Below are 14,765 nucleotides of genomic sequence, written 5' to 3' on the forward strand. Positions count from 1 at the left end.
CAGTCAATTTCTCGAGGAAGTGTACCAGAACTCCGATGAAAGCCCCATCTCACTTGATATTAAGGTAACTGCTTAATCACAGTTTTCTCAACATCATACAGAAGGGGAACATGCAACTAGCCCTGATACTTCAGCGGTGCAGAATCATTCATTTTGGACTCTGCATCATCAGATAGCGCTAAATTGCCCTCGGGTTTATCTTCCATACTAGCTTTCTCTGCTAGTGTTGGACTAATAGGTCGTTTTACCTCGACCCCCAGAGTACGAAAACTTTCAACTTGCCCTATAAGGTTACCACGGCCTTGCGACAGTTTGTTCATTGCCTGACGATAACTTAATTGCGCTTTATCAAGGCTTTGCCCTAAAGACTCCATATCATCAACAAATAAGCGTAACTTGTCATAGAGTTTGGCTGCTCTCTCCGCAATACGTTGTGCATTTTGGCTTTGGTGTTCGTAGCGCCATAAGTTAGTAATAGTTCGTAAAGCCACCAACAGTGTTGTTGGGCTAACCAACATAATATTGTGCTGTAATGCTTCGCTGACCAATTCTGGTTGGCGATCAATAGCGACCAAAAATGCAGGTTCAACAGGAATAAACATCAGTACATAGTCGAGGGAACGTAAGCCAGGAAGTTGCTGATAATCCTTACGGCCCAACATTCTGATATGGGCACGCAATGATGATAAGTGCTCATTTAATGCTGCTTCGCGCTCAATATCATCTTCACTATTAAAATAGCGCTCATAAGCTACTAACGACATTTTAGCATCGATAACGACATCTTTACCCTGTGGTAAGCGCACAATGACATCCGGCTGCATACGACTATTACCATCGATTTTTACGCTAACTTGGGTTTGGTACTCATACCCCTCACGTAACCCTGAAGCTTCGAGCACCTTAGCTAAAACAACTTCACCCCAATTACCCTGGGTTTTATTATCCCCTTTAAGGGCCTTGGTCAGATTTAGAGCTTCCCGTGCCATTTGAGCATTGAGTTGTTGTAAGTTACGGATTTCATGGGTGAGAGTATGCCTTTCCCGAGCCTCTTGCCCAAAGCTATCCTGAACCTGCTTTCGAAAACCATCTAGCTGTTCTCGGAGAGGTAATAGTAAGCGATCCAGACTGTGCTTATTTTGTTCGTCCGTACGACGACCGGTTTGTTCAAAGATGCGATTTGCCAGATTTTCGAACTGTGTGGTTAGCCGTTGCTCACTATTTAGGAGTAAACGCTGCTTTTCTTCTGCGCTCAACCGTGTTTCTTCCAAGCGGATAGTGACTTCTCGCAATTCAGCTTCTTGCGCGCTATTCACCTCTCGTTGAGCCCGTAATTCTTGATTGAGCTGCTCACATTCATTATGCCAATGAGCTAATTGTTGTAGTTTTTCAGCATTTGCCGCTAACTGGCTGTGCAAATTACGCTGTTCTAATTCACCTTGCCGTAATTGCTGTTCATTACGTTGTAAAAGGGACTGTAATTCTAAGGTATTTTGCTGAAACTGTTGTAGTGACTGCTCCAGCAACCGCCGCTCTATATCTTGCTGTGCTTTATTGCGCTGCTGATACAAACTGGCAATCAGCCAACCAATAAGCCCACCAATTAGGCAGCCTCCCAGCCCATAAAATAAACTGATATCCACGGTTATCTCCCCATTAACCTATTGTCAGTCAAGGTAAGGGGATACTGTATGGATGTCCAGAGTGTTTTTCCGTTACATACCATCTTGCGATGCTGTACGCATAAATAACAAGCAGATAAAAAACCACTTACTTTGCGACAAAAAAATGCGTTAAAACTGTCAACCACAAAATATGGATACCACTTTAGGTTCAAACAGAGTTAATCAATCCAGTGAGAAAGCCACTGAATACCAAAGGCACCGGGAGCCAGAATACCGAATGCCCAAATGATGGCAGAGGTGATATTAGCTAACTGGAAATAGAACCTTGGCATAGCACAAATTCCGGCAACTAAAGGAACAACCGCGCGTAATGGGCCAAAGAAACGACCAATAAAAGCACCGAAGAACCCCCAACGCTCAAAAAAAGCGTGCCCGCGGACAAGTAGTTGGGGATTACGGGAAAGTGGCCACAGGGTACCGACGCGATCTTTGTAATAATCACCAATCCAATAGGAGAGCCAATCGCCAAAGAAAGCCCCCGCCACAGCGGCAGCCCAAATCGGCCAGAAGGAAATCCCGCTTTCACCGATTAATGCACCTAATCCGAGCAAGATAACCGTTGCAGGTAGCAGTAAGGAAAGAAAGGCTAACGACTCACCAAAAGCTAGGATAAACACGATAGGTATTGCCCATGCTTCATGTTCACGAACAAAATCAGTAACAATAGCAATGACGTCATTTAAGGTCACAGGCATTTTCCTGTTATCAATAAAGTAGCCACTAGCATACCCAATGTGTCGACATTTTTGCTTAACAAAAAATAAACGGCCAGAAGATTCCGACCGTTCATTAGGACTAAAGCTATTAACTTGTGATATCAAGCGTTGGCAGTAACCGCCTTATTGCCAGCCATTTCGGCTGATCTGCGAATCCACAGCTCACGCCATTTTTTCAGTGCTGATATCAAGATAATTACGCCCAGTGTCATCATGATGATTGAGATGATGCCATTGAACAGATTGTAACCTTTCGCTGCTGAGTTGAAGTACACATGGGTGATCATCCAGTAGCCAGCATAGTTGACGGTAACAAACAGATAAGCCAGTGGGATAACACAGGTCAGCATATAAACCCGCTTGGTTGCCAAGCGTAGGATGATAGTGGCACCAATGATTAAACCAACAGAAGCCATTAACTGGTTTGATACACCAAACAACGCCCAGACCGAATTGATATCACCAGAGTTGAGGAGATAACCCCACAACGCACAAGCAATAACGCTGCACGCCAATGTACCCGGTAACCAATCAGTGCGTTTTAATGGAGCCCAGATATCGCCCAGGAAATCTTGTAGCAAATAGCGAGCAACACGAGTACCTGAGTCAACTGCTGTCAGGATGAAAACAGCTTCAAACATCACAACAAACTGGAAGAAGTAAGCGGCCAGACTACTAAACCATGGCACACGAATGAAGATATCTGTCATACCCACAGCTAGGGTTACAGCGCCACCGGTACGGCCATACAAATCTAAGCCAATTTCCTGGCTCAGTTTTGGCAGGTTAACCACTTCCATACCGAGCACACTCCAGGCTTCGGCTGAAGAGTTAATCGCGAAGTAGTCAGCAGGGTGCAAAGAAGTTGCAGCGATCAAGGCCATCACCCCGACCATACATTCGGCCAACATCGCACCAAAACCGACAGGTAAGATATCACTCCATTTGTCGATTTGTTTTGGTGTAGTGCCTGAACCAATAAAGGCGTGGAAACCAGAGATAGCACCACAAGCAATAGTAATCGAGATAAACGGCCAGACTGGGCCAGCCAGAACGGGGCCACCACCATGGATAAACTGTGTTACTGCTGGGAATTGAATTTCAGGGTTAATAAACACAACCCCTACAATCAGTGCACCGAACACACCGATTTTCATAAAGCTGGAGAGATAACCGCGAGGAGTTAACAACATCCAGACAGGCAAGGCCGTTGCGAAGAAAGCATACATTGGCAGAATGATACTAACGGTATCCGCCTTCAGCATTAACCATTCACCAAGCCAGGTGCCTTCAATGTAAGGACCGACGAACACGCACACCATAATGGCGGCGATACCGACATAAGAAGCCCCTTTCATGCTGCCGGTCATGCGCTCCCATAAGCCAACACAAATCGCGATAGGGATTGTCATGAACACCGCAAAAGTACCCCAGGGGTTACGTTCCAGTGCATGTACCACAACCATTGATAACCCGGCCATGGTAATAGTGATAATAAATAGCATAGCCAGACCGGTACACCAGCCCGCGACTGGCCCGAGTTCTGATTTAGCCACTTCAGATAGAGATTTACCCTGATGTTTCATGGAAGCGAACAGAACAACGGTGTCGTGAACGGCACCACCGATAACACAACCAATCAATAACCACAGGAAGCCAGGTAAATAACCATATTGGGCTGCCAGTACAGGGCCAACCAAGGGGCCAGCCGCAGCAATAGCTGCAAAGTGGCTACCAAAGTTCACCCACTTTTTAGTTGGAACGTAATCTTTACCATCTTCAAAGGTGTGGGAAGGTGTTACTTCACTGTCATCGACGCGCAGAACCTTACGAACAAAAAAGATACCGTATAGACGGTAGCAGATCACAAGGACACACGCGGAGGCGATAACAAAGGTAATCGCATGTTGCATGAGCATTCTCTCCAGGGAATTTGTCAGGCGTTAACATACGCTTGGTCCCTAAAAGAAATATCAGCGAACTGGTTAAGCGGTAGTTTGCATCATTAAGCGGTTAAAAAGAGCCACTCAGTGGTGGCTCAAGACACGACAAATTAGAAAAACGGCTTCTTAGGGAACAACTATTTCAAGAAATATGACTGCTATTCCAAGAAATATGACTGTAATTTTTCACGCTCAGTGCTGCCAAGACCAAACTCCTGCCGTAGCCACTGCTCACGGCTACCATAATGATCTTGAATACTGCGCAGTGCTGTTTGGATAAACTCTTCTCGAGCTGACAGCACAAAAGCGAATTGTCCTAATGCTTGATCATTTAGCTTTAGCGCCAATTCCGCCAACATATGCTCACGGAAAGGTGCGAGTGTCGTTTCGGTCAGCAGGTAATCTTCCAATACGGTCGATTCATCGGCACCTAAAGCAAACAGCACCAAGGCCGAACCTACACCGGTACGGTCTTTCCCGACGGCACAGTGTTGTACTACGCCCGCAGCGACATGCTCTGGTGAAGCACTATTTTGCAGCAAACTGACGAGCTGTTTATAAGCTTGATTATTAAATGGCAAGCGGCGATACAGCTCTAACATAAAGGCACGGGCATCAAATGTTGCTAACGTCTCGTTAGTCAGTTTCTCGAGATTGGCGTTAACTTCACTACTAAGTGGATTGGCTGGAGTATTGTGATAACTGGCACCCTGCCAAACGATATCGGGTTTGGCCTGGACTTCATCCGCATCGCGGTAATCAAGAATTTGAGTGACGGAGCCACTGCTGAGAACAGTACAATCTTTGGTACTCAAACGGTCAAGCGAACCCGAACGAAACAATAACCCACGCTTGATTCGTCGGCCATCTGCAACAACGTTACCACCGAGATCACGGAAGTTAATACCACCATCCAGTGGCAGTAGAGAAGGATGAGATAAAACAGGTGTCGTCATATTTTCCTCTTATTATTGTCCATTATAAGAGCTACGACATTAACAGATACTCAGCCGAAATAAAGAACGGGCCAGTAAACTGACCCGCTCATATGATATTCATTGATTTATCCACTATGGGTTAGTTACCCATCAGCTGGATGAATTACAGCAAGTGGCGGGCCGCTTCAACGACAATTTTTACTGCATGACTTTCAGTCGCTTTCATGGTTTCTTCGTTCGGGATCTCTTGCTGGGTGCGGTTAACTATTACCCCAGCGACCATACCGGCACGCAGACCCTGACTAGCACACATGGTCAACAAAGTGGCAGATTCCATTTCATAATTCATCACGCCCATTGCTTGCCATTCTTCCATGGAGCCTTTAAAACGGCGGACAACACGGCCAGAGAAGGTGTCGTAACGTTCTTGTCCCGGATAGAAAGTATCTGAAGAAGCTGTGACACCAATATGAGTTTTCGCACCAACTGACTTAGCGGCATTCACTAATGCTGTGGTGCAATCAAAATCAGCTACGGCCGGGAATTCCATTGGAGCAAAATGGAGGCTGGCACCGTCTAAACGCACGGCTGCGGTGGTGACTAATACATCACCAACATTAATATGTGGCTGAATGGCACCAGTAGTACCAATACGCAGGAACGTCCGCACACCAAGTTGCGCCAACTCTTCAACTGCAATAGAGGTTGATGGGCCACCGATACCGGTTGAGCAGACAATCACAGCTTTACCATCGAGTTCGGCACGCCATGAGGTAAATTCACGATGCGAAGCCAGGTGTACTGGGTTATCCATCAATTTAGCGATTTTCTCAACACGCTGTGGATCACCCGGAACGATCGCCAGAGTCGCCCCTTGCAGATCATTCTTAGTCAGGCCCAAGTGAAAAACGTCGGATTTAGCCATGTGTGAGACTCCTCTTTCATGAGAGATGTTATAGGGGGTACAAAGGAATACTTTACTCAAAATCACCACATAATTTCGTGATCATGGTCACCATGACAAAAGAAATGATAACTTCAAATACATTATATATGTGATTAGCTTCACATTATTAACTCATTGAGTCTATTTTCCATACAAAAACAACCCACGGCATCAATGATTTTGGATATGAATAACAATAATAGGACTCATTGGTAATTGTTGGGTGACTATCTTCTTATCATCGATTTATTTATTGGATGTCACCATGTCGTAATAAAACACTTAATTACTGTCATCCTGGCCTCATTAATCTTAAATATTACCTATAGTTAAAATCGTCAGCAGCAAATATCAAGGGCAATGGATAGCTCAACCCAATAAGACTTTACCGAGTCATATTTTCCTCATTTCGTAAGGAGACCACAGTGAAAACTGATCAATCTATGACTCTCAGATCGGCAGTCAGCGGATTCACGCCCGCGGTCGATCCGCTGGCCTCGACTATCCGCCATACCGATCAGCAAGGTATTCACTGCACAGAAACCACCATCCCCTCTCAAGGCGATGAGCTACCGGCTTATGTTGCTAAACCGGCCCAACACTCGGGGCCATATCCTGTAGTTATTGTTGTGCAAGAAATCTTCGGTGTGCATGAACACATTCAAGATATCTGCCGCAGATTGGCGAAACAGGGCTATCTGGCCATCGCCCCTGAGCTGTACTTTCGCCAAGGTGATGCCAAAGAATATGATGATATCAATGCATTAGTTAAAAATCTGGTCAGCAAAGTACCCGACCGGCAGGTTATGGTCGACCTTGACCATACCGCCCACTGGGCATCGCGCCATGGTGGGGATACTAGCAAATTAGCCATTACTGGTTTTTGTTGGGGTGGACGAATTGCATGGCTGTATGCCGCCCATAATCCGCAATTAAAAGCGGCGGTAGCCTGGTATGGCAAACTGGTGGGAGAAAAAACCTTGCTGTTGCCGAAATATCCGGTTGATATTGCAGTGGATCTCAGTGCTCCGGTGCTCGGATTGTATGGCGGTAAAGACGGTAGTATCACGCAAGAACATATCGATATCATGCGCCAGGCATTACGAGCCGCAAATGCCGATGCTGAAATCATTGTCTATCCGGATGCAGGGCATGCATTTAATGCTGATTACCGCCCAAGCTACCATGAAGAATCGGCACTTGATGGTTGGCAGCGCATGCTTGACTGGTTTTCGCAGCACGGAGTCGCCGGGAATCCTGTCACTGAAGAAGATAATAGTTGAAGCAGATAAACAGCAACAAGGGCGCTTGCACGCCCTGTTATTGAGATAAATAATCAGGCCTGTTCTTCGCGCAGACGTTGCGCCGCCAGAACCATGTTCGCCAGTGCCTGGCGAGTTTCCGGCCAACCCCGGGTTTTCAAACCACAGTCCGGGTTAACCCACAGACGTTCCGCTGGGATACGCTGGGCGGCTTTGCGTAATAAAGCTTCAATCCATTCCACACTTGGCACATTCGGTGAGTGAATATCATAAACGCCGGGCCCAATTTCATTGGGATAAGCGAAATCTTCAAATGACTCCAGCAGTTCCATATCTGAGCGGGAAGTTTCGATGGTAATCACATCCGCATCCAGCGCAGCAATGGAATCCATGATGTCATTGAACTCGCAATAACACATATGGGTGTGAATTTGGGTATCATTTTGTGCAACCGCAGCATTCAATTTAAAGGCATCAACTGCCCACTGTAGATAAGCTTGCCAGTCCGCACGGCGCAGCGGCAGGCCTTCGCGCAGTGCAGGCTCATCAATTTGGATGATGCCGATACCGGCTTTTTCCAAGTCCTCTACTTCATCGCGCAATGCTAACGCAATTTGTTTAGCAATGGTTTCACGGCTGACATCTTCGCGCGGGAATGACCAGCACAGAATGGTCACCGGCCCAGTTAACATCCCTTTTACCGGTTTGTCTGTCAAAGATTGAGCATATTTAGCCCATTCAACAGTAATGGCTTCAGGGCGGCTAATATCACCAATAATGACTGGCGGCTTAACGCAACGTGAACCGTAGCTCTGCACCCAACCATTTTGCGTAAAGACAAAACCGTCCAGATGCTCGCCGAAATATTCCACCATGTCATTACGTTCAGCTTCACCATGCACTAGCACGTCCAGACCCAAACGTTCCTGCTCTGCAATAGCTTGCTTGATATGCTCGCTAATACCGGTGCGGTAGTTTTTGCCGTCCAGGCGGCCTTGTTTGAAGTCCAAACGCAAGCCACGGATCTCGGTGGTTTGCGGGAATGAGCCAATGGTGGTGGTCGGCCAGGCGGGCAGATTAAAGCGCTTACGCTGAGCAGCCGCACGTGCTTCATAAGGCAGTTGACGTTCAATATCTTGCGCAGTGATGGCCGCCAAACGTTGTTCTACTTGCGCGTTATGCACACGGCTGGAAGCACGGCGGGCGCGGATTGGTGCGCTGTAAGCTGCCAACTCAGCCAGTTTGGCTTCAGTCGGTGCATTCAGTGCTTGTGTGAGCAGCGCCAGTTCGGCACATTTTTGCAGGGCAAAAGCAAACCAGCTTTTTACTTCGGCATCAAGGCGAGTTTCTTCACTTAAATCAATTGGGCTGTGCAATAAGGAGCAAGAACTACCCAGCCACAGCGGACGGCTATTGACCAGTGGTTGCAAACGCTCGAACCAGTGACTCAGATCCGCACGCCATACATTACGACCATTAATTACGCCCAGTGATAACAACCACTCTTTTGGCAATTTTGCATTCAGGTCAGTAATATCATCCTGACCGGCAACCACATCAACATGCAGACCTTGCACTGGCAGAGCGCGGATGGTGTCCAGGTTATGGCCGATGCTATCGAAATAGGTGGTCAGCAGCAATTTAACCTGGCCTTGTAGCGCTTGATAAGCCGGTTGGTAAGCATCCAGCCACTCTTGTGGCAATTCCAGCACCAATGCCGGTTCGTCAATTTGCACCCACTCGATGCCGCGTTTTGCCAATTCAGCCAACACTTGCTGGTAAACCGGCAGGATATCTTTCAGCAATGAGAGGCGGTCAAACTGCTCACCTTTCACTTTACCCAGCCACAGATAAGTTACCGGGCCAAGCAGTACCGGCTTGATTTTATGGCCTAATGCTAGCGCTTCGTCCACTTCATCCAACAGTTGAGTCCAGCTCAGTTTGAACTGCTGGCCCTGTTGGAACTCGGGCACCATGTAGTGATAGTTGGTATTAAACCATTTGGTCATTTCTGCCGCTGCGGCTGGTGTACCGGTGGGTGCGCGGCCACGGCCAATACGGAATAAGGTATCTAAATCAATCGAACCATCAGCATTCTGATGACGCTCTGGGACGTTACCCAGCAGCAAACTGGTGGTCAGGACATGGTCATACCAGGCAAAATCACCGACTGGCACTAAATCAACGCCAGCTTGTTGTTGCTGTTGCCAATGGCGGGCGCGCAATTCACGACCCACATTGAGCAATTCTTCTTGCGTGGAGTTGCCTGCCCAGTAACTTTCTTGTGCTTTTTTCAGTTCACGTTTCAGACCTACACGCGGAAAACCCAGTGTGTGATTTAAAATTGTCATCGTCTTATTTCCCATTTAGCCATCCAGATGTTTACACATCCATAATCAGCAGGTACTGTATTAATCACAAGCGCAATTTGTTCACTATCACTGTGAAGGACTCTCATGATCGAACTGAAACACTTACGCACCCTACAAGCTTTGCGTAATACCGGCTCACTGGCGGCAGCGGCGACACAGCTTCATCAGACTCAATCGGCCTTGTCCCACCAATTCAGTGATCTGGAACAGCGCTTGGGTTTTCGTCTGTTTGTGCGTAAAAGTCAGCCGTTACGTTTCACGGCACAAGGTGAAATCCTGTTGCAGCTGGCAGAACAAGTGTTGCCGCAAATCAAGCAAGCACTGCAAACCTGCAACGAACCACACCAAACTGCGCTGCGTATCGCCATCGAATGCCACAGTTGTATTCAGTGGCTCACACCGGCGCTGGATAGCTTCCACAAAAACTGGCCGCAAATATCTATGGATTTCAAATCAGGCGTGACATTCGATCCACAGCCTGCCTTGCAGCAAGGGGAGCTGGATTTGGTGCTGACCTCTGATATTTTGCCGCGCAGTGGCCTGCACTATTCGCCGATGTTTGATTTTGAGGTGCGCTTGGTACTGGCTCCCGACCACCCATTGGCCAATAAAACCCGCATCGAGCCGGAAGATTTGGCACAAGAAGTGTTAATGATTTACCCGGTACAGCGCCAACGGTTAGATATCTGGCGGCATTTCCTGCAACCGGCGGGGGTTAACCCCTCACTGAAAAATGTCGATAACACCTTGCTGCTGATTCAAATGGTTTCGGCCCGAATGGGGATCGCCGCCTTACCACATTGGGTGGTAGAGAGCTTTGAACGTCAGGGATTGGTGGTGACGAAAACACTGGGGAATGGTTTGTGGAGCCGGTTATACGCCGCCGTCCGTGATGGAGAGCAGCGCCAACCGGTCACTGAAGCTTTTATTCGTTCGGCCCGCCAACACGCTTGCGAGAGTCTGCCGTTTGTAAAGAATGCGGAGCGACCCAACGCCGGTGTACCCATAACGAAGCCATTATCACAATGGCCCCAATGATAAAGCTGGGCCAATGGGGTTTCTCTTGCCAAATGGCCAGATTCACCAGTAACCCAGCCGGAACATGCACATTATTCATGATACCCAAGGTGCCAGCATCAACTTGTGTTGCACCATAGTTCCACATGAAATAGCCCAAAGCAGAGGCGCCGACACCGAGCCACACCAGCACGCCCCACTGCAATGATGTGGTCGGCAGTTTTTGCGGATTGCCGAAAGCAAACCAGGCAATGATAGCGACGACCAAAGCGCCAACATAGAACCATGAAAAGGCCACATGCTGCGGGATCGGATGAACTTCCATCAGCCTTTTGTAGCCCACTTGCCCGATGGCAAAACAGATATTGGCCGCCTGAACCAATATCAATCCCCACCAAAAATGTTCGCTTAGATGGTCATAACGAATGATTGCCGCCCCGACCACTGCCAGCAAAGCACTCAGGGCATAGCTCCACCGTAGGCGCTGACGCCGCAACAAATCATAGATCAATGTAACATACAGTGGGGTCATCACGGTGAAGAGCAAAAACTCCGGCACGCTGAGGTAGAGATAGGCGCGGAAGCTGAACAAGTACATGATTCCTAACTGAATTGCGCCCACCGTCATATACAGTAAAATCACCCGCCAGTTGATATTGCGCCAGCGCAGGAAAGGCAAAAAGACCAGTGCCGCTAGCCCGACGCGCATCAGCACAGAGAACCAGCTATCCACCTGCCCTGCTAAATATTCGCCAATCAGACTAAAAGAGAAAGCCCATAAGATGGTGGTGATAATCAGTAAAAACACAATAAATTGGCTCAATAAGATGACAATGCGCCATTGTAGCGGAAGCAAGAAAGAATTTTTGCGCGGAGTAGGTTTACATCTGATTAATAATAAACCAAACGAATCATACCCACGGTAGGAGCATGATTCATTGGTGAAAACTCATCTTCTACGATTAAGACATTCCGACGCCAATAATAGTCAGAATCAATGGCGTGGTGACTGCCGCCAAAATCGTCGACATCACTAAACTGGCGGCGGCAGGGCCGGTCAGCACATTAAATTGGCGTGACATCAGATAGACATTTACGCCAGTTGCCATTGACCCGAGCAATACCACCACCTGCGTTTCCAGCACCGGTAAATTCATCGCCCACGCCAGCGCCCATATCACCATCGGCTGCACAATCAGTTTGAGGAAACAGATGGCACTGCTGATTTGCCAACCTTCACTCACGCGGTATTCCGCCAGCCCCATTCCCAGAACAATCAATGACAACGGCGGCGCCAGCTGCCCCAGCATAGTGACCGGTTGGTCAATAAACTGCGGTAATTGCAAACCGGTCAAGCTGAATAATGTGCCGGAAATAATGCCGATAATCAGGGGGTTGGTTAGTACACTGCGGGCCGTTTTGACAAAACCGGCTAGCGTCGGTGAACCATTGCGCGCCCATTCCACCGAAATGGTCACTAATGTCCACAAAATCAGGCCGTTAAACACTAAAACTAGCGCCACTGCCGGGATAGACTTTTCCCCCAGCATGATGGTGGCGATGGGCAGCCCCAACATCACGTTATTGGAAAAAATCCCGCCGAGGGCAAACACTGAGCCGGACACGCCATCCAGATGAAAGACTCGGCTGGCAACAATGCGCCCGATAATAAATACCACCAGACAACTGCCAAAAAAGGCAATCAGCAGGCGAGCATCAACCGCAGGGCGCTCGGAGAAGTCACACATCATACGAAACAGCATGGCAGGTAACGCGAGGGAGAACACAAAGCGGGTCAAACCATCAGTAATCGTGGATGGCCACTGACCAAATCGCACCAAACAGTAGCCCAGAGCAAGTAAAACAAACAGCGGTGAAGACAAGACAATTTGGTGCCAGAGCGAAATAACAAAGGCGGGCATGGTTCACTTCCTGTCAAGCCGGGCCAAGTCAGCCCGTAAATGTAAGAATGACTGACCCGCTCTGTTTCCTGTTCTGTTTATATCAAAGTCATTGGAGTTAGAGGTAGGCAGCAAGCTAGCGCCCCTATAGCTTCAAGTTTGAGGGCATATCAAATCTATACGGTCAGTACAGATGCAGTCAACGCCCCAATTTAACAATTCCTGCGCCCGCGCCGGTTGGTTGACGGTATAGACCAAAATACGCAGCCCTGCGGCTTTGAGTAACGCCACTCGCTCGGCTGTCAGTTGTTTATAATTGATATGCAAAGAAACGCAATCCAGCTCGCGGGTCAATGCTTGCCAATTATCATCCCATTTATCCAGCAATAAACCGCGCGGTAGCTCAGGTGCGGCTTGCTGTGCTGCGGCTAATGCATCAACCGAAAATGACGATAACAAGGGCGGAATCGCCTGACCTTGCCACAAAAGGCGCGCCGCCAAAGCAATGGCCCGACCGGTAGGAGTTTCAACACCGCGGGTCGGTTTGATTTCAATATTAGCTGCCATGCCATACTGAGCACAGCGAGCAGCCACCTCAGAAAGCAGAGGCAAGCGCTCCCCCTGAAATGCCGGGCTGTACCAGTCACCGGCATCCAACTGAATCAGTTTTTCCCAGGGTAAATCTCCGGCTACACCCCAGCCATTGCTGGTGCGATCCAGTGTGTCGTCATGCAGTAGAAATATCTGGCCGTCTTGCGATAATTTAGCATCAAACTCAATCATTTTGTGGCCGTAATGCGCGCCCACATCAATGGCTGCCAATGTATTTTCGGGTGCTAATGAACCGCCACCGCGATGGGCAACAAAGGTAGGATAAGGCCAGTTTTTACTCATGATTCCATCCGTAGTCCGCTTTCTGAATCAAAAAAGTGCAGCGCCGCAGGCGGCAGATACAAGTGCAATACACTGCCCGCCGCGGGCATTTCTTCATGGGATAAACGAGCAATAACACTCTGTCCGCCCCATTGCCCATGCGCTAAATTATCCGCACCCAATAATTCGAGTGTTAATAAGGACATCGGCACACTCTGCGCTGACGTTTTTTGCTGAGATGCCGTTTGCTGAATATGCTCCGGACGAATACCTAGGGTCAAGCGCCGATCAGCCCATTGTGGTCGCGGCACTTCCAGCGGCAGAGTCATGCCATCGGCTAAAATAAAGGCGTGCCCGTCCGAACTGACCGTTCCGGCTAGCAGGTTCATCGCCGGTGAGCCGATAAAACTGGCGACAAACAGGGTTGCGGGCCGTTGATAGACTTCACTTGGCGTGCCAATTTGCTCCGCCACGCCTTTGTTCATCACAATCACCCTTTGGGCCAACGTCATAGCCTCAACCTGATCATGAGTCACATACAAACTGGTGGTTCTTAACCGGCGATGTAGCTGTTGTAGCTCAAGGCGCATCTGTACCCGGAGCTTAGCATCCAGATTAGACAATGGCTCATCGAATAGAAATACCGCCGGTTCGCGCACAATCGCGCGGCCCATCGCGACCCGTTGGCGCTGACCGCCGGATAACTCGCGTGGTTTGCGTTTCAGTAGCGGGCCTAGCTCCAGAATTCGGGCCGCCTCATCGACGCGCTGGCGGATCTGCTCTTTGCCAAAGCCCCGGATTTTCAGGCCATAAGCCATATTGTCAAACACACTCATATGGGGATAGAGCGCATAGTTCTGAAACACCATGGCGATGCCACGATCTTTGGGTTCCAGATTGGTTACCCGCTGATTATCAATATAAATATCGCCGCTGGTGGTGCGCTCAAGCCCCGCGACCATGCGCAGCAAGGTCGATTTGCCACAACCGGATGGGCCGACCATCACGATAAACTCGCCATCCGCGACATCTAAATCAATCTGCTTTATCACTGGCGTCACGCCGTCATAAGATTTGGTTACTGCTTGAAGCTTTAAACATGCCATATCAGG

12 protein-coding genes are annotated in these 14,765 nt (G+C 48.6%); 2 read left to right on the forward strand and 10 right to left on the reverse strand.

Annotated features, from left to right (window positions below; all coding sequences use genetic code 11):
• Nucleotides 1-116: 116 nt before the first annotated feature.
• From rmuC to udp, 5 genes are all read right to left on the reverse strand, one after another.
• Nucleotides 117-1,643, reverse strand: coding sequence for a DNA recombination protein RmuC (gene rmuC / locus OP863_RS18450; RefSeq protein ID WP_265525690.1), 1,527 nt, complete (start codon nt 1,641-1,643; stop codon nt 117-119).
• Nucleotides 1,644-1,843: 200 nt separating this feature from the next.
• Nucleotides 1,844-2,374, reverse strand: coding sequence for a DedA family protein (locus OP863_RS18455; protein ID WP_373919509.1), 531 nt, complete (start codon nt 2,372-2,374; stop codon nt 1,844-1,846).
• Nucleotides 2,375-2,502: 128 nt separating this feature from the next.
• On the reverse strand, nt 2,503-4,314 hold the full coding sequence (locus OP863_RS18460) for a carbon starvation protein A (protein ID WP_038638341.1): 1,812 nt from the start codon (nt 4,312-4,314) through the stop codon (nt 2,503-2,505).
• 188 nt (nt 4,315-4,502) lie between these two features.
• The gene (locus OP863_RS18465) at nt 4,503-5,300 is read right to left on the reverse strand and encodes a tyrosine-protein phosphatase (RefSeq protein ID WP_038638339.1); all 798 of its coding nucleotides are present in this window, start codon (nt 5,298-5,300) and stop codon (nt 4,503-4,505) included.
• 145 nt (nt 5,301-5,445) lie between these two features.
• On the reverse strand, nt 5,446-6,207 hold the full coding sequence (gene udp, locus OP863_RS18470; RefSeq protein ID WP_038638336.1) for a uridine phosphorylase: 762 nt from the start codon (nt 6,205-6,207) through the stop codon (nt 5,446-5,448).
• 446 nt (nt 6,208-6,653) lie between these two features.
• Between udp and OP863_RS18475 the strand changes: the two genes are divergently transcribed.
• A complete protein-coding gene (locus OP863_RS18475) occupies nt 6,654-7,511 on the forward strand; it encodes a dienelactone hydrolase family protein (RefSeq protein ID WP_038638333.1) in 858 nt (285 codons plus the stop codon).
• Nucleotides 7,512-7,564: 53 nt separating this feature from the next.
• Here the strand turns inward: OP863_RS18475 and metE are convergent, their stop codons facing one another.
• Nucleotides 7,565-9,841 (reverse strand): 5-methyltetrahydropteroyltriglutamate--homocysteine S-methyltransferase, encoded by a 2,277-nt coding sequence (gene metE / locus OP863_RS18480; RefSeq protein WP_145591079.1) that lies wholly within the window; start codon nt 9,839-9,841, stop codon nt 7,565-7,567.
• Between the two features lie 105 nt (nt 9,842-9,946).
• On the opposite strand from metE, the gene metR reads away from it, so the two are divergent.
• Nucleotides 9,947-10,900, forward strand: a complete 954-nt coding sequence (metR, locus tag OP863_RS18485; RefSeq protein WP_038638328.1) for an HTH-type transcriptional regulator MetR — start codon at nt 9,947-9,949, stop codon at nt 10,898-10,900.
• On the opposite strand, the gene OP863_RS18490 is transcribed toward metR, so the two are convergent.
• From OP863_RS18490 to OP863_RS18505, 4 genes are all read right to left on the reverse strand, one after another.
• Nucleotides 10,788-11,687, reverse strand: coding sequence for a carboxylate/amino acid/amine transporter (locus OP863_RS18490; protein WP_038638324.1), 900 nt, complete (start codon nt 11,685-11,687; stop codon nt 10,788-10,790). The genes metR and OP863_RS18490 overlap by 113 nt on opposite strands.
• A gap of 154 nt (nt 11,688-11,841) precedes the next feature.
• Nucleotides 11,842-12,801: an AEC family transporter gene (locus OP863_RS18495; protein ID WP_265525692.1), complete on the reverse strand. Its 960-nt coding sequence runs from the start codon at nt 12,799-12,801 to the stop codon at nt 11,842-11,844.
• Between the two features lie 132 nt (nt 12,802-12,933).
• Nucleotides 12,934-13,674, reverse strand: coding sequence for a glycerophosphodiester phosphodiesterase (gene ugpQ / locus OP863_RS18500; protein ID WP_145589526.1), 741 nt, complete (start codon nt 13,672-13,674; stop codon nt 12,934-12,936).
• Nucleotides 13,671-14,759 carry a sn-glycerol-3-phosphate import ATP-binding protein UgpC gene (locus OP863_RS18505; protein ID WP_265525693.1) on the reverse strand — a complete coding sequence of 363 codons (1,089 nt, stop codon included), beginning with the start codon at nt 14,757-14,759 and terminating at the stop codon, nt 13,671-13,673. The genes ugpQ and OP863_RS18505 overlap by 4 nt, the downstream gene beginning before the upstream one ends.
• Nucleotides 14,760-14,765 lie beyond the last annotated feature (6 nt).

Origin of the sequence: Yersinia sp. SCPM-O-B-9106 (C-191), from assembly GCF_026183365.1 — a bacterium.
GTDB lineage: Bacteria > Pseudomonadota > Gammaproteobacteria > Enterobacterales > Enterobacteriaceae > Yersinia > Yersinia rochesterensis.